We start from the raw sequence: 19,456 nt of genomic DNA, 5'->3' as shown, positions 1-19,456 counted from the left end.
GCATGGCGTCAGGCGACGGTCCCGTACATCCGGTCCCCGGCGTCGCCGAGGCCGGGGACGATGAACCCCTGCTCATTGAGGCGCTCGTCGACGGAGGCGGTGACGACGGTGACCGGCGTCCCCGCCAGCTCGCGCTCCATCACCTCGACGCCCTCGGGCGCGGCGAGCAGGCAGATCGCGGTGACGTCGTCCGCACCGCGGCGGATCAGCTCGCGGATCGCGGCGACGAGGGTGCCGCCGGTCGCGAGCATCGGGTCGAGCACGTAGACCTGGCGGCCGGAGAGGTCGTCGGGCATCCGGTTCGCGTAGGTCGACGCCTGGAGGGTCTCCTCGTCGCGGATCATGCCGAGGAAACCGACCTCCGCCGTGGGCAGGAGGCGGACCATGCCCTCCAGCATCCCGAGCCCGGCGCGGATGATCGGGACCACCAGCGGTCGGGGGTGCGAGAGCCGCACGCCGACCGTTTCCGTGACCGGAGTGCGGACGCCGACCTCCTCGACGCGGACGTCCCTCGTCGCCTCGTAGGCGAGGAGTGTCACCAGCTCGTCCGCGAGCCTGCGGAAGGTGGGGGAGTCGGTGCGCTCGTCGCGCAGCGTGGTGAGTTTGTGGGCCACCAAAGGGTGGTCGACGACGTGGGTCCGCATGGCTCGACCGTACCGTGGCGGGCCGTCGCCACTCGCACTGGCGTACTGCCCCGGATCGGGGGGAAGGTAGCCGAGTACGCCCGGAGGTGTGCGTATGCCAGAGCCGAAGAAGCCCGAACCGCCCGCACGCGGGTCGGACTCCGACGGCGGCGAGCGCGCCGACGTGGACAACGAGAGGCTGCGTCGCCGCGCCCGGTTTCTCCGAGAGCTGAACGAGGCGAAGGAGCTCCGCAACCGCGTCCAGCCGCGGCGGGCACGCGCGGCGAGGATGCGAGAAGCGATGCGGATGCGCACCTTTCGTTGGTGAGCACATCGCGCTGAGCCGAACGGACCCCGCAACGCGACGTCACACGGTGTCACACCGGAACGCGCTGCCCTCACAGTGAGTTGCATACCAGCGAGTTCGCGCCAAAGACGCGCCAAAGAGCTGCCCGACGCACTACCGAAGACTCTCCCCGGGCCGCCGGTATCTGCCACGATTCCGGTTGGGGCGGGGCGCGGACCCCGTCACCACTCGGGCACATCTGGAACAAGTGGGAGAGTCACGGTGTATTTCGCCGCACTGCTCGCGCGCACCGAAGACGGGTGGGAAGCGAGCGACACAGAGCTCGACGATGTGGAGACCCTGGCCGATCTGGCCGACCTGGCCCGGGAGGCCGCAACCGACGATGAGACCGTGCTGGTCTGCATCGAGCAGGAAGGGGTGTGGTTCGGACTCGTCCGTGTGGACGGCGAGGACGACCCGCGCGTCTACGTCTCGGACGGGGCAGCCGCGATGCGCAGCTCCTACGGGGAGGTCCTCCTCTCCGACGAGCTCCTCGGACGCGAGCCCGAGGACCTCGCCGCGCTCGACCAGCTCGTCGACCTCGACGGCACGGAGGAAGGCGAACCCGACCGCGAAGCGGCCGAGGAAGCCCCGGAAGGCGAGGCGGCGGAGGACACCGCGCCGTCCGGACCGCTCGGCGACGCGCAACTCCTCGCGGACCTCGGGTTGGAGGCCGCCGAACTCTTCTCGCTCACCCCTCAGGACGCCCTGAACGAGGTCGCCGAAGCACTCGGCGCCACCGATGTCCTGGAGTCCGTCCGCTGAACGGGGTCCCGCGCGGGAGCCTTCTCCTCGCGCGGGGAGAGACTGTCCACATGGAGAACGAGCACACCGACCCGGTCCGCGACCCCTGGCGCGCCTCCATGCGCCTGGCGCTGGCCGAGGCCGTGCGCGCCCCCGCCGGCGGCGACGTACCGATCGGGGCCGTCCTCCTCGACCGCGACGGCACCGTCCTCGCCCGTGGCCACAACACGCGCGAGGCGACGGGTGATCCGACGGCGCACGCCGAACTCCTCGCCCTCCGCTCGGGCTCCGCGCTCCTCAACGACCGCCGTACGCCCCCGGACTGGCGACTCACCGGCTGCACCCTCGTCGTCACCCTCGAGCCCTGCACCATGTGCGCGGGTGCCGCCGTCCTCGCCCGGGTCGACCGTGTCGTCTACGGCGCCGCCGACCCGAAGGCCGGAGCCGCCGGCTCGCTCTGGGACGTCGTACGCGACCGCCGGCTCAACCACCGCCCCGAGGTGGTGCCCGGCGTCCTCGCCGAGGAGTGCGCCACCGTCCTCACGTCCTTCTTCCGCGACGCCGCCCAATCGCCCGCTCCGGGCCGTGGCACACCTCATGGGACCGCCCCCGGTACGGATTTCGACGCGGCGGGGGGTGTGGGCTAGAGTTCCTCTCGGTAGCGTGTCCGAGCGGCCGAAGGAGCTCGCCTCGAAAGCGAGTGAGGGGCAACCCTCCGTGGGTTCAAATCCCACCGCTACCGCCGGTGAACGAAGGGCCGGACCTCAGGGTCCGGCCCTTCTTCGTGTCCCGGGGAAGCCGGCCGGCCGCCGTCGTCGCCTGATGCCTCGTCAGCCCCGTCTTTGATCCCTCATGCCCCGGCGCCGCGTTCCGGGTGTTACCCGGCAGGCGCGAACTGCCGTTGTTGTCAGACCCCTTGGTTACCGTCCTGGGATGCGTCCGTTTTGGCGCTTCCCGCCCGATGATCACCGAGGAGTCCCGTTGGCACAGGTTCGCGGTCACTACCGCAAGAACGGAAGTTACGTCCGCCCACACGCCCGCCGCAGCCGTCCTGCCGCTGTCCCGCCGGCCCGCTCGGTTCTCCGCTCACACCCGGCTCCGCACTCCACCGTCCCGACGACGCACGTACGCGGGCACACCGCAGCAACGGCTCCTACGTGCGACCGCACCACCGCCGTCTCGGCAGCTCCCTCACGACAAAGGCAGGAGGCGGCGCACTGGTGCTGTTCCTCTTCGTCCTGGCTCTTCTGAGCGTCTCCCGGTAGCGCCGGCGGCCCTGCGGCCTCACGTCCGGCTCCGCGGGGGCCGGGTACGCGGGGAGGCGCGGAACTCGCCCGCGCAACCCCGGCGTTCCGCGCTCAGCGGCGTCGGAGCACGCCCTTGACGTAGGCGGCCTGGCCCGCGTGCTCGAGGTCGTCGCCGAGGACGCTGACAAGGCGTACGCCGAGGGTGGTCGGCGGGTCCCAGGACTCGTCGACGACGCGGTCGAGGGAGGCGTCGTCGAGCTCCTGGAGGAAGGCGGTGGTCCGGGTGTGGACCGCGTCGTAGTAGTCGCGGAGGAGCGAGGGTTCGGCGAGGTGGACCTTCGCGACGTCCCGGGACGAGTGGCCGAAGCCGGTGGAGCCTGCGGGGAGGTCGAGGGCGAAGCGGTCGTCGAACGCTTCGCTCGTCCATACCTGTTCGTGGCCGGCGGCTTCGGCGAGGTGGTCGTCCTGGACGCGGGTGAGGTGCCAGACGAGCCAGGCGATCGAGTTGGCCCCGCTGTCCAGGCGCGCGTTGAGCTCCTCCTCGGTGAGGCCGTCGAGGACCTCGTGCACCTCCTCGCGGATGCGCTCGTAGCCGTCGAGCAGGAGTGCGCTGGTGTCCATGGGTGCTCCTCGCATGCAGGGCGGATGCCGTCGGGGACATCGTTCCGGGTAACCGCGCCCACGGGGCGCGAAACGGAGGACGGAGGGCGACTCGGCGCCCCCTCGTGCCCCGTGTGGCGCCAACGGGCGTCCCCCGTCTGCCGGTTCGGGCGCGCCCGTCTCGGCGGCGGCTCGGACGGGCCGGCAACGAGTACCCGTAAGGCCGCACGCACACTGCGGCGGCGTGGGCAGCGTCGTACGTTGGTTCAGCCGCCGTGGGCGGACCCGTACTTCCGGCGGGGGGAGCGAGGAGCAGCCTGATGCGAGCTGTGGCCGTGGCGGAGCTGAAGGCACCGCCCCAACTGATCGACGCTCCCCGACCGGCCCCCGGCCACAACGAGGTCCTGGTCAAGGTGGAGGCTGCCGGCCTCAACCCGCTCGACTGGCGCATCGCCGACGGCATGCTCGACGGCACCGTTCCGCACGAGTTCCCGCTGATCATGGGCGTGGACTTCGCCGGCCGCGTCGAGGAGGCGGGGCCGGGGGTGACGCGCTTCGCCGTCGAGGACGCCGTGTACGGGCAGCGGCTGAGCTCGCCCGTGGGCTCCGGAACGTACGCGGAGTACGTCGTCGTACCGCAGGACGCGCCGATCGCGAAGGCGCCCGACTCGGTACCCCTCACCACCGCGGCCGGAGCGCCGACCGCCGGCATGACCGCACTGGAGATCATCGACGCCGCCGGCCTCCGCGAGTACGAGAGCCTCCTCGTGGTCGGGGCCGCCGGCGGCGTGGGCACCTTCCTCACCCAGCTCGCCGCCGCCCACGACCTGCGCGTCGTCGCCGCGACGCGGGGCCACGACCAGCGGCGCATGGGCACGTACGGCGCCGCCCTCGCCATCGACGTCCAGGAGCACTCGCTCGCCGAGCGGGTCCGCGACGAGTACCCGGACGGGGTCGACGCCCTCGTCGACCTCGCCTCGGGCCCCGAGGAGTTCGGCTCCAACGCCGAGCTCGTCCGCAACGGCGGCGTGGCACTGAGCACGCTCCGCGCCGCGGACAAAGACGCCGTCTACGCCCGCACGGTCGAGGCGATCAACTTCGCGCACACCTCGACACCGGAGGTGCTGGAGAAGCTCGCCGCCGAGATCGACAGCGGGCGCGTGATCGTCCCGATCACCACCGAGGTGCCGCTCGACCAGGCGCCCGACGCGGTGGCACGGAGCAAGGCCGGGGGCACTCGGGGGAAGACGGTCATCCTCGCCTGACGCGGCACCCCGCGCGGAGACGGCCGACGTACGGGGCGGGGGAAGCGGGCTGCGGGGAGCACTCCGCCTCCCCCGGGACGGCGCCGCCGGCCGGGCGCGGCCGGGGGTGCCGCGCTCTCGGCGCCGAGGACACGGCGCGTCCTGGGCGGGCGGACACTGCTGCCGTTCCGCAACCGCCCGACCCCAAGTGTGCGTTTCCGGACATGCCCTGATCACGGTCAAACGGCCCTGATCGTCGGGCCTTTGGCCCATCGCGGGCTGCCACGACTCTCGATCACGGGCCGCACCCGCCGGATAGAATCGCACGCCTGCACAGGGGCACGGGTGCAAGGCGTACACGCACGCCAGGGGGAGAGGCCAGACGATGGTGCAAGCAAAGACGGTCGCGCTGTACCTGCTGATCGTCTTCGTTCTCTACACGATCATCGCCTCCCCTGAGCGCGCCGCGGACCTGGTCCTGATCGGCTTCGAAGGGATATCCGACGCGGCGCGGGCGGTCGGCCAGTTCATGACGGAGCTCATCAACTGACGCCAGGCGCCCGCCCGTCGAGCGGCCCCCGTCCATAGCCTGTGTCCGCCCTGCATCCCTCGCCCCTCACCGCCCTCAGCGACACCCTCTCTTTTCAGCCAACTTGAACTGAGCGATTTGCCCCAACTGGCAAGCAACACGGTGTTATACGGTGCTTGCACACGGTGCGCATGTCTTGTGATGCTATGACCGCTTTGGGTGGAGGAACGATCCACTCCCAGACGGCACGGAACCCGGCATCACGAAGGGGTGGTGGCTGAGTGGACGGGGCCCAGACGCTCCCCCCGGCTTCGACGGAAACGGAACCTCCGCCCGAGCAAGCGGACCCCGACCTCGCACCCGAGGCACACAGAAGACGCGCGACCCAGCCTCCCGCCACCCGCGACCCGGCGCACAGCACCCCGCCGAAGAGCGAGGCGGAAGGCACCGGACGCGCCCAGGCCGCGCAGAAGGAGCGCGCGGCACGCACCCGGGCACTCACCCAGTCCCTCTTCGATCAACTCGGGCGGCAGCAGCCCGGATCGGCGGAGCACGGACGGGTGCGCGCCGCCCTGATCGAGGCGAACCTCCCCCTGGTGCGGTACGTGGCTGCACGCTTCCGAAGCCGAAACGAACCGATGGAGGACGTCGTCCAGGTCGGCACGATCGGCTTGATCAACGCGATCGACCGCTTCGATGCGTCACGCGGAGTACAGTTCCCGACCTTCGCCATGCCGACGATCGTCGGCGAGATCCGCCGGTACTTCCGCGACAACGTGCGCACCGTGCACGTGCCGCGCCGCCTCCACGAGCTGTGGGTTCAGGTCAGCGGTGCGACGGAGGACCTCACCACGCTCTACGGGCGCTCGCCGACGACGGCCGAGATCGCCGAGCGCCTGAAGATCACCGAGGAAGAGGTGCTCGCCTGCATCGAGGCGGGCCGCGCCTACCGTGCCACCTCCCTGGAGGCGGCCCAGGAGCGCGACGACGGGATGCCTGGCCTCCTCGACCGGCTCGGCTACGAGGACCCCGAACTCGACGGCGTCGAGCACCGCGACCTCGTACGCCACCTGCTCGTACAACTGCCCGAGCGGGAGCAGCGCATCCTGCTGCTGCGCTACTACCGGAACCTGACGCAGTCGCAGATCAGCGCCGAGCTGGGCGTCTCCCAGATGCACGTCTCGCGGCTGCTCTCCAGGAGCTTCGCGCGGCTGCGGGCCGCCAATCCGATCGAGGCGTGATCGGCGGCTGACGCGGACTTAACTCGTCGCGCACGGTTGCGGAAACAGTTCGACGGGCCATCAATTCAGGCCACCCTGTCCACCTTGCGCCATGCTCAGCAGTGCAGTTTTATCGATATGAGGCTACGTCGCGTTGCTGACTTGTGACATTCTGCAAGAGCTGCGTTTGCCGCTGCTGCGCGCCCGGTATGGAGGGGGAGGTGCCTCCCTCGCCGAGGGCGCCGCTGCGAACCGTCCGCGACCTCAAGGGGGTGGCATGTCCGTACAACTGGGCAGCTCGAAGGTGCTCACCGGAAACACTGCTGCGGAGACGCTTCCAGGAGCTCCGGAGTCGCCAGGGCTTCTCCCGGAGCCCACAGGGACCGCCGAAGCTGCCGAGGTCCCCGCACCGACCGAGGGCGCCGTCGACGGCGCCCTCGACACCCGCACCCTCTCGCGCTCGCTCTTCCTCCGGCTCGCCGCGCTCGACCGCGCGACGGAGTCGGGCCGTCCGGCCTCCTCGGCCGAGCGGACCTATGTGCGGGACACCCTCATCGAGCTGAACCTCCCGCTGGTGCGGTACGCGGCCGCGCGCTTCCGCAGCCGCAACGAGCCGATGGAGGACATCGTCCAGGTCGGCACGATCGGCCTGATCAAGGCGATCGACCGCTTCGACTGCGAACGCGGCGTCGAGTTCCCGACGTTCGCGATGCCGACCGTGGTCGGGGAGATCAAGCGGTTCTTCCGCGACACCTCCTGGTCGGTCCGGGTGCCGCGGCGGCTCCAGGAGCTCCGTCTCGCACTCACCAAGGCGAGCGACGAGCTCTCCCAGACCCTCGACCGCTCCCCCACCGTCACCGAGCTCGCAACCTGCCTCGGCGTCTCGGAGGAGGACGTCGTCGACGGCCTCGCCGTCGGCAACGCCTACACCGCCTCCTCGCTCGACTCCCCCTCCCTGGAGGAGGACGGCGGCGAGGGCTCGCTCGCGGACCGCCTCGGCTACGAGGACACGGCGCTCGAGGGCGTGGAGTACCGCGAATCGCTCAAGCCGCTGCTCGCCAAACTCCCGCCCAGGGAGCGGCAGATCATCATGCTCCGCTTCTTCGGCAACATGACCCAGTCGCAGATCGGCGAGGAGGTCGGCATCTCCCAGATGCACGTCTCGCGCCTGCTGACCCGCACGCTCGCACAGCTACGGGAGGGTCTGATCGCCGAGGAGTGAGCAGGGGAGACGACGTGCGGAGGAGAGAGTGTCACGGGGGATACGCACCACGGGGCCGACGGCCGTCAGGCCAGGTCGGCGACGAAAGCGTCGCGGGCGCCGAGTAGCGGCCGAGACGGAAGGCGGCGGAGCCGCCGGAGCGGAATGAGTCCGCTCCGGCGGCTCCTTGACTGCGCGGCCCGTGCCCGGTGGGTCGAGCTCGCTTCGCCGGCTGTCGGGTATGCGCCGCAGGGTGGTGCTGCGTCCCCTGGGCGTCGGTCGGACGGTCGGTCGCGCCTCCGGCGAGGCGCGGTCGGGCCTCAGGAGAAGGCGAGCCAGCCGGCGGCGGCGAGCACCACGATCACGGCGACGACGCCGACGATCAGGCCGACCCTGGGACCCGAGGAGGTCTGCGCGGGGGTCTGACGCTGCGGTCCGGCCTCGTCGACGAAGGCGCGGAACATCTGGGTGTTGCCGGCAGGGTCGGGCTGCCCCTCGGGGCCCTGCGGTGCTTGGGGGTTGTGAGCCATGGGGCAGGACGATAGCGAACCCTGTGAGGCTCGGCACAGCCCCGGTCCCGGCTCTCCCCGGTAATCGGCACTTGGTGCTCGGCACACCCAGGCTTTGACGATTGTTTGCCACGCATGCCCGATATCAACTTGCCTGCAGCAATCAACAGTGTCTATGGTTGCCCTAAGCAACAAACGTATGAGGTGCTCGATGGCTGATCGCAGTCAGTTCGAGGAGCTGGCCCGGCAACTCAGCGCCATCGGTACCGTCAAGCGCGAATTGGCACGCCACCTGCCGGGGGATTGCGCCCCGGGTTCCGCCGCCGTCCTCGCGCTCCTCGGCAAGTTCGGGGAGATGCGCCTGAGCAGGCTCGCGGAGCTCATGGGGATCGACCTCTCGGTGACCAGCCGCCACGTGGCCCACGTGGCGGAGCGCGGCTGGATCGAGCGGTATCCCGACCCGCAGGACGGGCGCTCCCGGCTGCTACGGATCAGCCCGGCGGGCCAGGAGCTGCTGACGGAAATGAGTGCGCGCACGGCCGAGGTGCTCCAGACCTACCTGCACGACTGGTCCGACGACGACGTCGCCCAACTCGTCACCCTCTTCGCTCGCCTCCGCGCGAGCTTCGGGGACTGCCGCGCCCACGGCGCACGTGCGGCAGCTCACGCAGTCGCCGAGACAGACGCAACGCAAGAACGACTCTGAGTACTGCTCAAGTAAGGAAGGCGCATGGCCACCACCCGTCCCCAGTCTCCGGCCGCGGAGTCTGACGTCCGGCCTCCGGCCGGGCAGGGCGTCCCGCAGGGGGCCGATGCCGGAGGCGGAGGAGCCAAGCACGCGCAGGGCGCGCGCTCCGCCTCGGGCGACGCTCCGCGCATGACGCACCGCCAGATCATGGAGGCGTTCTCCGGGCTGCTGCTCGCGATGTTCGTCGCGATCCTGTCGTCCACGATCGTCGCCAACGCGATGCCGCGGATCGTCAGCGATCTCGGCGGCGGACAGAGCTCGTACACCTGGGTCGTCACCGCCTCGCTGCTCACCATGACGGCGACCACCCCGCTGTGGGGCAAGCTCGCCGACCTGACGAGCAAGAAGATCCTGATCCAGACCGCGATCGTGATCTTCGTCCTCGCCTCGGCGAGCGCCGGTCTCGCACAGAACCCCGGGATGCTCATCGCGTCCCGCGCTGTGCAGGGCATAGGCATGGGTGGCATCACCGCCCTGGTGCAGATCGTGATAGGAGCCCTGATCTCGCCGCGTGAGCGCGGTAAGTACATGGGCTACATCGGCGCCGTCTTCGCCGTCTCCACCGTCGGTGGCCCGCTGCTCGGCGGTGTCATCACCGACGCGGACTTCCTCGGCTGGCGCTGGTGCTTCTACGCGGGCATCCCGTTCGCCGTGATCGCCCTCGTGACGTTGCAGAAGACGCTGAAGCTGCCCGTCGTCAAGCGGGACGTGAAGGTCGACTGGTTCGGTGCCTTCCTCGTCGCCGCGGCGGTCTCGCTGCTGCTGATCTGGGTCACCTTCGCCGGTGACAAGTACGACTGGGCCTCCTGGCAGACCTACACGATGGTCGGCGGCTCGCTCGTGCTCGGGCTGCTCTTCGTGCTCGTCGAGTCGAAGGTCCGCGAGCCGATCATGCCGCTGCGCCTCTTCCGCAACAGCACCATCACGCTGACGTCGCTCGCCTCGCTCTTCGTGGGTATCGCGATGTTCGGTGCGACCGTCTACCTGAGCCAGTACTTCCAACTGGCCAAGGGCAAGTCGCCGACGATGGCCGGTGTCATGACGATCCCGATGATCACCGGGCTCTTCCTGTCCACCACCATCTCGGGGCGGGTCATCTCGCACACCGGCCGGTGGAAGGTGTGGCTGTGCTCCGGTGGCGTCCTGATGACCGCGGCCCTCGGGCTGCTCGGCTCCCTGCGTGCCGACACCGAGTACTGGCACATGGCGATCTTCATGGGGCTGCTCGGCCTCGGCGTCGGCAGCATGATGCAGAACCTGGTGCTCGCCACCCAGAACCAGGTGGACCCGAACGACCTGGGTGCCGCCAGCTCGATGGTGAACTTCTTCCGTTCGCTCGGTGGTGCGGTCGGCGTCTCGGCGCTCGGCGCGGTGCTCTCGCACCGGATCACGCACTACGTCGAGGAGGGGATGGCGAAGCTCGGAATCGACAACGCCGGCGGTGCGACCGGCGGCAACGGCAGCGCGATCCCGAACCTGGACGAGCTTCCGGGGCCGATCCGCGGCGTGATCGAGAACGCCTACGGGCACGGCATCGGCGATGTCTACCTGTACGCGGCCCCGCTGGCGTTCGTCGCGCTGCTGCTGGTGCTCTTCGTCAAGGAGGTGCCGTTGAAGACCAAGTCCGCGCTCGAGCAGGACGCGACCGGTGACGCCGAGCCGCTGTCCGAGGAGGTCGAGCAGCCGGTGCCGGCGGCCGTGGCGGCCGAGACCGCTCCGGTCCAGGCGGCGGCCGCGCCGTCCGGCCTCGCGTCCACCGCGACGCTGCCGACGACGGCCGAGGCGACGATGCCGGGGATCGCCATCCAGGGCACCGTGCGCACCGGGGACGGGACCGGCATCGCCGGCGCCGCCGTGACGCTGATCTCGCCGAGCGGACGGCAGTTGGGCCGGGCGACGGCGCACGGCGACGGCACGTACCGGCTCGACGCTCCTGAGGCGGGCGCGTACGTGCTCATCGCCGCGGCCGACGGCCACCAACCGCAGGCGTCGACGGTCACGGTCGGGGAGCAGCCGCTCGGCCACGACCTCCTGCTTTCGGGGACCAGCGGCCTCGCGGGCGTCGTCCGCGACGCCGGGGAGAAGACGCCCCTCGCGGAAGCGACGGTCGTCGTCACCGATGCGCGGGGCGAGGTCGTCGCCTCGGGGCAGACCGGCGCCGAAGGGCAGTTCCGGTTCGACGAACTCGTCGGCAGCGGCGGGGAGTCGACGGTTCCGGTCTTCACCGTGGCCGTCAACGCGCCCGGCTTCCGGCCGACCGCGACTCCGGTCGAGGTCCACGGGCAGGGCGTGACGCGGATGGAGGTCGAGCTCTCGGCCGGTGCGCAGGTCCAGGGGACCGTGCGGGCCGGTACCGACCGCAGGCCGCTCGGCGACGCCCGGGTCACCCTCGTCGACGCGGCGGGGAACGTCGTCGGAACGTCGACGACGGGGGCGGACGGCGCGTACGCCTTCACCGACCTCGACGCGGGCGAGTACACGGTGATCGCGAGCGGGTACCCGCCGGTCGCCAACGCGCTGCTCGTCCAGGGGCAGGGTGTCGAGGGCTACGACGTCGAGCTGCACCACCCGGACGAGTGAGCGGCGGCTGAGCCCACGCTCAGCCGCACCGGCTCCCGGGCCCGGGCGCACACGAGTCGAGCGGAGCGTGTGCGCCCCCAGCGGGCTCGGGGAACAGGGCCCCGGCCACCGCAGCGGCACAGACGGGCAGGGGACGGCCCGCCGCCACGGTGGGCCGGGGCCCACGTATGCGAGAAGGAGCTGAACATGGCAGGCGTACGAGCGCAGGTCAAGACCCGGGACGGGTGGGCCGTGCAGCACGCCGTGCTGACCGTCACCGACATGACGGGCGTGCAGGTGCTGCGCGCCGAGGCGGGGGAGGACGGCGTCGTCGCGGCGGAGGCCGAACTGGCGCCGGGTGCGTACACGGTGATCGCGACGGCGCCGGGGTACGCGCCCGTCGCCACCACCGCGATGGTGACGGCTTCCGGCCGCGCCGACCTCGGCGCGTTGACGATGGCGCGGCAGGGCGGGACGGAGCTGCCGCCGCCCGGGCCGTGGTCGATCGACCCGATGCACTCGATGGTCGGCACGTCCGCGCAGCACCTCGGGATGACCAGCGTGCACGGCAGGTTCACCGAGTTCGGCGGGCGCATCCTCGTCGGGGAGCGGGCCGAGGAGTCGAGCGTCGAGGCGTACATCAAGGCGGCCAGCATCGACACGGGCAACAGCATGCGCGACGACCACCTGCGCTCGCCCGACTTCCTCGACGTCGAGCGCTTCCCCGAGATCCGGTACTCGGGCGGCAACCCGCAGCCCGCGGGCACCGACCGGTGGACCGTCCACGGCACCCTCGACCTCCACGGGGTGGCACGGCCTGTCGACCTCGCGCTGACCTACCTCGGCAAGGGTCCGGACCCGTGGGGCGGCGTACGTGCAGCGTTCCGCGCGGAGGCCGAACTGCGGCGCGGCGACTTCGAGATGGACTACAACCAGATCGTGGCGGCCGGTATCGCCGCGATCGGCACCACGCTCAAGGTGGAGCTCGACATCCAGGCCGTGCAGGGGGAAGCGCTGCCCTTCGGCTGACGCCTCGTCGTTCAACCGCGGCCCGCGAGGGCGCCCGATCGGGCGCCCTCGCGGGCCGTTGCCGTGGGCTCCGGTGGTGCGCCGGGCGCGTGCTCGCCGGCAGGCGCGCGTGCGGCGAGCGTCTCCACGCCGGTGAGGAGGAACGCCAGCGCGGCGTCGAACTCCGCGGGCGGCGCCAGGGGTTGCGGGGGTGCGGGGTGCACTCCCGGCGAGGCGGGGCCGTAGCCGTGGACGAAGGAGAGGAGGGCGCGGGTCGCCGCTTCGGCCTGCTCGGGGGAGAGCCCGGCCTCGCGCACCGTGTCGCAGACGCGCCGGCGTAGGGCGGTGGCGCGCGGGCCGATGTCGGGGTGGCGCGCGAGGAGGGTGGGCACCCAGGGGTGCGCCGTGTAGCGGACAGCGCTCGCGTGCGCCAGGCGCGTGAGCTGCTCGCGCCAGGCCGCCGGGGGCGCTGCCTCCTCACCCGGCGGGTCCTCCTCCGGCGCCTCGAAGGCTGCGTCCAGGGCGAGTTCGAGGAGGTCCTCCTTGCACTCGACGTACCAGTAGACGGACATCGCCGTGACGCCCAGTTCGCCGGCGAGGCGCCGCATCGAGAACGCGTCGAGCCCGTCGGCGTCGAGGAGCCGCACCGCTGCGGCCGTCACCTGCTCCAGGTCGAGCGGCGCGCGGTGGCCGCGGATGGCGCCCCTGCGGCGCGTGGTCCGCGGCTCGCGCAGCCAGATGCTTCCGGGGCGCGTACGAACAGAACCGGTGCCGTGTGCCATGAGCGCGCTCCTTCGCGAGCCACCGAACGGGCGGACCGCAAAGATAACGGATCGGTCAATTTCGCCGCGTCCACCGGGCCGACGTCCCAACCCGTCGCCGTAGGCCGGGGGTTGGGGCCCCCGCCGCACGGCCCAGTGCGGCGGGGGCGGAGGTCACTCGACGGTCGGCAGGTAGACGCGGTGGCCCGACTCCGCGAACTCGCGGGACTTCGCGAGCATCCCGGCCCTGATCTGCTCCTCCGTAAGCGTCTCCCCCTCCGTCTCCGCAGGTCCGAACCGCTCGCCGATCTCATGGCTGATCTTCATCGAGCAGAACTTCGGACCGCACATCGAGCAGAAGTGGGCGGTCTTCGCCGGCTCGGCGGGGAGCGTCTCGTCGTGGAAGGCGCGTGCCGTCTCCGGGTCGAGCGACAGGTTGAACTGGTCCTCCCAGCGGAACTCGAAGCGCGCGTCCGAGAGGGCGTCGTCCCACGCCCGGGCGCCCGGATGGCCCTTGGCCACGTCGGCGGCGTGCGCGGCGATCTTGTAGGTGAGCACGCCCGTGCGCACGTCGTCGCGGTCGGGGAGGCCGAGGTGCTCCTTCGGCGTGACGTAGCAGAGCATCGCGGTGCCCCACCAGCCGATCATTGCGGCGCCGATGCCGCTGGTGAAGTGGTCCCAGCCGGGCGCGACGTCGGTGGTGAGCGGGCCGAGGGTGTAGAACGGGGCGCCGCCGCAGACCTCCTGCTGGCGGTCGACGTTCTCCTTGATCTTGTGCATCGGGACGTGCCCCGGGCCCTCGACCATCGTCTGCACACCGTGGTCGGACGCGACGGTGCAGAGCTCGCCGAGCGTATCCAACTCCGCGAACTGCGCTGCGTCGTTGGCGTCGGCGATCGAGCCGGGGCGCAGCCCGTCGCCGAGCGAGAAGGTGACGTCGTAGGCGGCGAGGAGCTCGCAGAGCTCGCTGAAGTGCGTGTAGAGGAAGCTCTCCCGGTGGTGGGCGAGGCACCAGGCCGCCATGATCGAGCCGCCGCGCGAGACGATCCCGGTCTTGCGGCGTGCGGTGAGGGGCACATACTCCAGGAGCACGCCGGCGTGGACCGTCATGTAGTCCACGCCCTGCTCGCACTGCTCCACGACGGTGTCCCTGTAGACCTCCCAACTCAGCTCCTCGGCCCGGCCGTCGACCTTCTCCAGCGCCTGGTAGAGCGGCACGGTGCCGATCGGTACGGGGGAGTTGCGGAGCACCCACTCCCTGGTGGTGTGGATGTTGCGGCCGGTGGAGAGGTCCATCACGGTGTCGGCGCCCCAGCGGGTCGCCCAGACCATCTTCTCCACCTCCTCCTCGATCGAGGAGGTGACGGCAGAGTTGCCGATGTTGGCGTTCACCTTCACGAGGAAGTCCCGGCCGATCACCATCGGTTCGGACTCCGGATGGTTGACGTTCGCCGGCAGCACCGCGCGGCCCTCGGCCAGGGCGAGGCGCACGTCCTCCGGTGCGCACCCCTCGCGGAGAGCCGCGAACTCCATCTCCGGTGTCAGCAGGCCCCGCCTGGCGTACGTGAGTTGGGTCGCGCTTCCGCTCCGGGACCGGCGCGGACGGCGCGCACGCCCGGGGAAGACGGCGTCGAGGTTGCGGAGCCCGCCGCGGGGCGCGGTGTGGCGTACGCCGTCGTCCTCGGGTTTCGGTGGGCGTCCGGTGTACTCCTCGGTGTCGCCCCGCTCCACGATCCACTGCGCCCGGACGGGCGGGAGGCCCCGGCGCACGTCGGTCTCGACGGCCGGGTCGGTGTACGGGCCCGAGGAGTCGTACAGCGCCAACTCCTCCCCGTTGGTGAGGTGTACGCGACGGACGGGGACGCTCACGTCGGGTCGGGGCCCGGCGAGGTGGTCCTTGTGCCAGCCGACGGGGCGGCCGTCGTTCTCCGCGGAGGTGCCCGCGGACGTGCGTGGTTGCTGCGTGGTCATGAGATCCACTCCCTACGCCGGCATTACCCGGTAACAGGTTCAGCGGTCGGCGCAGCGGCCCGCCCTGCCGGCGGAGTCAGCGCCCTCTCAGCCCCGTGCTCGGAGCTCCCGCGATGGCGAAGTCCGGGCCGAGGCCCGAACCGCGGACCACGCTAGCGGCACACCGCGCAGCCTGAACAGACCGCGCTCGGGCGCTCTTGCGATGATCGGCCGGTGACCCCGACGCCAGAGGTACCCCACGACGGCCCACAGCCGGACGCCCCCGAGGCCCCGCACGGCCACTCGCACGCACACGCGCACGGCCCTGCCGCACCGGTCTCACGGCACCTGCGCAAGGTGATCGCCGCGGTGCTGATCCCCTTCGCGCTCCTCGTCGCCGCGGGGCTCGTCGCCCTGTGGCCGGGGGGCGCTCCCGAGCACTCGGGCTCCGAAGGCGTCGGGATGGATCGGCCCACGGTGTCCGCGAAGGTGGTGAAGGTCGCCGAGGTCGACTGCGAGGACGTCAACGCGCAGCCCAGCCAGCCGGAGACGGGCGGCGGCGGAGCCGACGCCGGGAGCGGGCCCGCGCCCGGTGCGGACACCTCGGACGCCACGTGCCAGAAGGCCAGCGTTGAGATCACCGAGGGCAAGAACGCAGGGCACACCTTCACGGAGGTGGTGACGCCGGACGCGACACGTACCCTCTCCGTCGGGCAGCAGGTCGTCGCCGCGTACGCCGAGAAGGCGCCGCCGCAGTTGCGTTACAGCGTGATCGACAGCCAGCGCGACGTGCCGCTGTGGCTGCTCGGCCTCGTCTTCGCCGCCGTCGTGGTGCTCGTGGGGCGGCTGCGCGGGGCGCTCGCGCTCGTCGGCCTGGTGATCAGCTTCGCGGTGCTGACGCTGTTCATCCTGCCGGCGGTACTCCAGGGCTCCAACCCGCTCGTCGTCGCCGTCGTCGGCGGAAGCGCGATCATGCTCGCGACGCTCTACCTGTGCCACGGACTCTCGGCCCGCACCTCGGTCGCGGTGCTGGGGACGCTCGTCTCGCTCGTCCTCATCGGGCTGCTCGGCTCGCTCTTCATCGGCTGGGCCCGCCTCACGGGCAACACCGACGACCAGACGAGCCTCGTCCACGGCCTCTACCCCGGCATCGAGATCCAGGGGCTGCTGCTCGCAGGCGTGCTCATCGGCTCGCTCGGCGTCCTCGACGACGTCACGGTGACGCAGACCTCGGCCGTCTGGGAGCTCAAGGAGGCCGACCCCGGGGCGGGTTGGCGGCAGATCTACCGGTCGGCGATGCGGATCGGGCGCGACCACATCGCCTCCGTCGTCAACACGTTGGTGCTGGCGTACGCGGGCGCCTCACTGCCGCTGCTGCTGCTCTTCTCGATCGCGGACAGCGGCATCTCGACGGTGGCGACGAGCGAGGTCGTCGCCGAGGAGATCGTCCGCACGCTCGTCGGCTCCATCGGGCTCGTCGCCTCGGTCCCTGTGACGACGCTGCTCGCGGCGCTCGTCGTCTCGGCCGACCGCGGCAAGGGGCCGGCAGCGGCCGAGGGGCGCCCTCCGGCGGCCCGCGCGCCGCTCGCACCGGAGCAAGCCCCGTACGCGCAGGGCGCCTTCACCGACCCGTCCGCGCCCGCCGATCCGCAGCCCGGCACACACGTGCCCGGGGCTCAGCAGGCCCCGGGCAGGCGCGCGGGTGGGCTCACCAGTCCCCGCGGGAGGAGGAGGAAGCCGAAGTGAACTTCCGCACAAGGAAGATGACGGCGCCGATGATCAGCACGAAAAGCAGCACCTTGAAGAGCACCCCGACGAGAAAGCCGATGACGCTCGCGATCAGGCCGCCGAAGAGGGCGAGCGCGACCACCGGGATCACGACCCACTTCACCCACCAGGGCAGCCCTTCGAAAAAGCCCTTCGCATCCATGCCCATACTCCGTTTCCGGCCCTGCAAGCCGGGCCCCGCCTCTTCGTCCTGCCCCAACGGCTCGTCCGTCGACCGCTGCCCGCACGCCCGCTTCACGGCCGCTGCCCCCGATGCTAGGCGGCGGGCCCGCCCGGCGGGAGGCCAGTCGTCCCCGTTCCTCCCCTGAACCATCCCCGACGCCGACCCTGAGACCGCACTCAGCCCTCGGGCGGGGAGAAGACGACGAGCACGCGCAGGTCCTCCGAGATGTGGTGGAACCTGTGCGCCACGCCGGCCGGTACGTAGACGACGCTGCCCCTCGCCACGTGCGTCGTCTCCTCTCCGACGGTCACCAACGCGCGGCCGCTGGCGACGAAGTAGACCTCGTCCTGCCGGTGCGGCTGCTGAGGGTCCGGCTTGCCCGCGTCGAGGGCGTAGAGCCCGACGGACATGTTCCGCTCCTGGAGGAAACGCAGGTACGCACCGCCGCCCGCGGCGCGCTCCGCCTCGAGCTCCTCCAACCGAAAGGACTTCACTCAGCCCTCACCGCCACCGGCTCTCCTTGGATTTCGTCCGTCGTCTTCTGCAACCATCCGACCATGACCAACTTCCTCATCAAGACGCTCGCCAACGCCGCCGCGCTCGCGGTGGCGACCATGCTGCTGAGCGATATCTCCCTCCAAGGCGGCGGCACGGGCCGGAAGACGCTCACGCTGATCCTGGTTGCACTGATCTTCGGCGTGGTCAACTTCCTGGTCAAGCCGGTGGTCAAGCTCTTCTCCCTGCCGGTGCTGATCCTGACGCTCGGGCTGTTCACGCTCGTCATCAACGCGCTGATGCTGCTGCTGACCTCCTGGATCGCCGGCAAGCTCGACCTCAGCTTCCACGTCGACGGGTTCCTCACCGCGGTCCTCGGCGGCCTCATCATCTCCCTCGTCTCCTGGGCGCTGAACATGCTCCTTCCCGATCGGGACTGAACTTCCGGTTCCGGCTACCGTGTCCGCCGATCAGCCACCGCACCCACACGCTCACCGGGGAGCCACCATGAACAGCAACTCCGGCGCCCCCGGAGGCCGTACGGAGGAGCGGGACGCCTCCGGCACCCGCGTCGTGCGCGCCGGACTCCCCGAGGAGGAGCCGTACGCGCCGCCGCTGCCGGGCCCCGTCTTCGCCGCGCATTACCACCTCCCCGGAGACGTCGCGGACGCCCCCTACGCCTACGGGCGCGACGCCAACCCCACCTGGTCGGCGCTGGAGGAGGCGATCAGCGCCCTGGAGTCGCCCGACGACGACCAGGTCCGCACCACCGTCTTCTCGTCCGGCATGGGCGCCATCTCGGCCGCCCTCTTCTCGCTGCTCTCGCCGGGCGACGCCGTGGTCCTCCCGTCCGACGGCTACAACCTGCTCAACGCGGTGGCCGAACGCCTCGAAGGACTCGGCATCGACGTACGGAGGGCCCCCACGGCGGACGGTGCCCAGCGCGAACTCCTCGACGGCGCCCGGCTGCTGTGGATCGAGAGCCCCTCCAACCCCGGTCTCGATGTCTGCGACATCCGCGAACTCGCCGCCGAGGCGCACCGCAAGGGCGCCCTCGTCGCCGTCGACAACACCCTCGCCACGCCGCTCGGCCAGCGCCCGCTCGCGCTCGGCGCCGACCTCGCGGTCGCCAGCGGCACCAAGGCCCTCACCGGCCACGGGGACGTCCTGCTCGGCTACGTCGCCTGCCGCGACGCCGGGCTCGCCGACCGTGTCCGGCACTGGCGGAAGATCGTCGGTGCCATCCCCGGCCCGATGGAGGCATGGCTCGCGCACCGCTCCCTCGCCACGCTCGACGTACGCACCGCCCGCCAGGCCGACAACGCCCTCGCCCTCGCCGAGGCGCTCGCCGCCCGCCCCGAGGTCCGCGACGTCCGCCACCCCGGGCGCAGCGAGGACCCGGCGCACCGGCTCGCCGCAGCGCAGATGGAACGCTTCGGCTGCGTCGTCTCCTGCACGCTGCCGGACCGGGCCTTCGCCGACCGCTTCCTCTCCGCGCTGCGGCTGACGAGCCAGGCGACCAGCTTCGGCGGGGTGCGCTCCACCGCGGAGCGCCGCGGCAGGTGGGGCGGGGACGCGGTGCCCGAGGGGTTCGTTCGCGTCTCCTGCGGCGTCGAGGACGCGGCGGACCTCGTCGCCGACGTCCGCCAGGCGCTCGACGCAGCGGGGCACGCCGGTAGTTGACGCCACCGCGACCCTGACGCCTGCACCCCGGCGTGCGG

At 71.4% G+C, this 19,456-nt stretch carries 20 protein-coding genes and 1 tRNA gene; 14 read left to right on the top strand and 7 right to left on the bottom strand.

What is annotated here, in order from left to right; genetic code table 11:
• Nucleotides 1-8 precede the first annotated feature (8 nt).
• Nucleotides 9-644: a uracil phosphoribosyltransferase gene (upp, locus tag F603_RS0120245; protein WP_019547800.1), complete on the bottom strand. Its 636-nt coding sequence runs from the start codon at nucleotides 642-644 to the stop codon at nucleotides 9-11.
• A 94-nt stretch (nucleotides 645-738) separates the two neighbouring features.
• Between upp and F603_RS0120240 the strand changes: the two genes are divergently transcribed.
• The 4 genes from F603_RS0120240 to F603_RS0120225 all read left to right on the top strand — a co-directional run bounded on the left by F603_RS0120240 (nucleotide 739) and on the right by F603_RS0120225 (nucleotide 2,455).
• Entirely contained in the window at nucleotides 739-951 is a 213-nt protein-coding gene (locus F603_RS0120240) for a hypothetical protein (protein WP_019547799.1), read from the top strand.
• Between the two features lie 240 nt (nucleotides 952-1,191).
• The gene (locus F603_RS0120235) at nucleotides 1,192-1,734 is read left to right on the top strand and encodes a tRNA adenosine deaminase-associated protein (RefSeq protein ID WP_019547798.1); all 543 of its coding nucleotides are present in this window, start codon (nucleotides 1,192-1,194) and stop codon (nucleotides 1,732-1,734) included.
• A gap of 50 nt (nucleotides 1,735-1,784) precedes the next feature.
• The gene (gene tadA, locus F603_RS0120230; RefSeq protein WP_019547797.1) at nucleotides 1,785-2,360 is read left to right on the top strand and encodes a tRNA adenosine(34) deaminase TadA; all 576 of its coding nucleotides are present in this window, start codon (nucleotides 1,785-1,787) and stop codon (nucleotides 2,358-2,360) included.
• Between the two features lie 10 nt (nucleotides 2,361-2,370).
• Nucleotides 2,371-2,455 (top strand) — tRNA-Ser (locus F603_RS0120225).
• Between the two features lie 616 nt (nucleotides 2,456-3,071).
• On the opposite strand, the gene F603_RS0120220 is transcribed toward F603_RS0120225, so the two are convergent.
• On the bottom strand, nucleotides 3,072-3,581 hold the full coding sequence (locus F603_RS0120220; RefSeq protein WP_019547796.1) for a mycothiol transferase: 510 nt from the start codon (nucleotides 3,579-3,581) through the stop codon (nucleotides 3,072-3,074).
• Between the two features lie 299 nt (nucleotides 3,582-3,880).
• Between F603_RS0120220 and F603_RS0120215 the strand changes: the two genes are divergently transcribed.
• The 4 genes from F603_RS0120215 (at nucleotide 3,881) to F603_RS0120200 (ending at nucleotide 7,775) form a co-directional block, all read left to right on the top strand.
• Nucleotides 3,881-4,825: an NADP-dependent oxidoreductase gene (locus F603_RS0120215; protein WP_026328576.1), complete on the top strand. Its 945-nt coding sequence runs from the start codon at nucleotides 3,881-3,883 to the stop codon at nucleotides 4,823-4,825.
• Nucleotides 4,826-5,189: 364 nt separating this feature from the next.
• Nucleotides 5,190-5,354: a hypothetical protein gene (locus F603_RS35415; RefSeq protein WP_019547794.1), complete on the top strand. Its 165-nt coding sequence runs from the start codon at nucleotides 5,190-5,192 to the stop codon at nucleotides 5,352-5,354.
• 260 nt (nucleotides 5,355-5,614) lie between these two features.
• Nucleotides 5,615-6,574 carry an RNA polymerase sigma factor SigF gene (locus F603_RS0120205; protein ID WP_019547793.1) on the top strand — a complete coding sequence of 320 codons (960 nt, stop codon included), beginning with the start codon at nucleotides 5,615-5,617 and terminating at the stop codon, nucleotides 6,572-6,574.
• A 256-nt stretch (nucleotides 6,575-6,830) separates the two neighbouring features.
• Nucleotides 6,831-7,775 (top strand): RNA polymerase sigma factor SigF, encoded by a 945-nt coding sequence (locus F603_RS0120200; RefSeq protein WP_016906336.1) that lies wholly within the window; start codon nucleotides 6,831-6,833, stop codon nucleotides 7,773-7,775.
• Nucleotides 7,776-8,074: 299 nt separating this feature from the next.
• Here F603_RS0120200 and F603_RS0120195 read toward each other — a convergent pair whose 3' ends face one another.
• Nucleotides 8,075-8,284 carry a hypothetical protein gene (locus F603_RS0120195; protein WP_019547792.1) on the bottom strand — a complete coding sequence of 70 codons (210 nt, stop codon included), beginning with the start codon at nucleotides 8,282-8,284 and terminating at the stop codon, nucleotides 8,075-8,077.
• 190 nt (nucleotides 8,285-8,474) lie between these two features.
• Between F603_RS0120195 and F603_RS0120190 the strand changes: the two genes are divergently transcribed.
• The 3 genes from F603_RS0120190 to F603_RS0120180 all read left to right on the top strand — a co-directional run bounded on the left by F603_RS0120190 (nucleotide 8,475) and on the right by F603_RS0120180 (nucleotide 12,599).
• Nucleotides 8,475-8,969 carry a MarR family winged helix-turn-helix transcriptional regulator gene (locus tag F603_RS0120190; protein WP_019547791.1) on the top strand — a complete coding sequence of 165 codons (495 nt, stop codon included), beginning with the start codon at nucleotides 8,475-8,477 and terminating at the stop codon, nucleotides 8,967-8,969.
• Between the two features lie 171 nt (nucleotides 8,970-9,140).
• Nucleotides 9,141-11,591: an MFS transporter gene (locus F603_RS0120185; protein WP_469817639.1), complete on the top strand. Its 2,451-nt coding sequence runs from the start codon at nucleotides 9,141-9,143 to the stop codon at nucleotides 11,589-11,591.
• A 186-nt stretch (nucleotides 11,592-11,777) separates the two neighbouring features.
• On the top strand, nucleotides 11,778-12,599 hold the full coding sequence (locus F603_RS0120180) for a YceI family protein (protein ID WP_019547789.1): 822 nt from the start codon (nucleotides 11,778-11,780) through the stop codon (nucleotides 12,597-12,599).
• Nucleotides 12,600-12,610: 11 nt separating this feature from the next.
• Here the strand turns inward: F603_RS0120180 and F603_RS0120175 are convergent, their stop codons facing one another.
• Together F603_RS0120175 and thiC are read right to left on the bottom strand one after the other, a co-directional pair.
• Nucleotides 12,611-13,360 carry a TetR/AcrR family transcriptional regulator gene (locus F603_RS0120175; protein ID WP_019547788.1) on the bottom strand — a complete coding sequence of 250 codons (750 nt, stop codon included), beginning with the start codon at nucleotides 13,358-13,360 and terminating at the stop codon, nucleotides 12,611-12,613.
• A 153-nt stretch (nucleotides 13,361-13,513) separates the two neighbouring features.
• Entirely contained in the window at nucleotides 13,514-15,310 is a 1,797-nt protein-coding gene (thiC, locus tag F603_RS0120170; protein WP_019547787.1) for a phosphomethylpyrimidine synthase ThiC, read from the bottom strand.
• A gap of 213 nt (nucleotides 15,311-15,523) precedes the next feature.
• Between thiC and F603_RS0120165 the strand changes: the two genes are divergently transcribed.
• The gene (locus F603_RS0120165; RefSeq protein WP_019547786.1) at nucleotides 15,524-17,035 is read left to right on the top strand and encodes a YibE/F family protein; all 1,512 of its coding nucleotides are present in this window, start codon (nucleotides 15,524-15,526) and stop codon (nucleotides 17,033-17,035) included.
• Here F603_RS0120165 and F603_RS0120160 read toward each other — a convergent pair.
• Nucleotides 16,998-17,219 (bottom strand): DUF5326 family protein, encoded by a 222-nt coding sequence (locus tag F603_RS0120160; protein ID WP_019547785.1) that lies wholly within the window; start codon nucleotides 17,217-17,219, stop codon nucleotides 16,998-17,000. The genes F603_RS0120165 and F603_RS0120160 overlap by 38 nt on opposite strands.
• 197 nt (nucleotides 17,220-17,416) lie before the next feature.
• A complete protein-coding gene (locus F603_RS0120155; protein WP_019547784.1) occupies nucleotides 17,417-17,734 on the bottom strand; it encodes a cupin domain-containing protein in 318 nt (105 codons plus the stop codon).
• Nucleotides 17,735-17,797: 63 nt separating this feature from the next.
• Here F603_RS0120155 and F603_RS0120150 point away from each other — a divergent pair, with 63 nt between their 5' ends.
• Both F603_RS0120150 and F603_RS0120145 read left to right on the top strand, forming a co-directional pair.
• Complete coding sequence (locus tag F603_RS0120150; protein WP_019547783.1) at nucleotides 17,798-18,175, top strand: phage holin family protein; 378 nt, start codon at nucleotides 17,798-17,800, stop codon at nucleotides 18,173-18,175.
• Nucleotides 18,176-18,242: 67 nt separating this feature from the next.
• On the top strand, nucleotides 18,243-19,418 hold the full coding sequence (locus F603_RS0120145) for a cystathionine gamma-lyase (RefSeq protein WP_019547782.1): 1,176 nt from the start codon (nucleotides 18,243-18,245) through the stop codon (nucleotides 19,416-19,418).
• Nucleotides 19,419-19,456: the final 38 nt, after the last annotated feature.

Source organism: Streptomyces sulphureus DSM 40104 (assembly GCF_000381025.1).
Classification (GTDB): Bacteria; Actinomycetota; Actinomycetes; order Streptomycetales; family Streptomycetaceae; genus Streptomyces; species Streptomyces sulphureus.
This window is presented reverse-complemented; position numbering and strand designations above follow the sequence as displayed.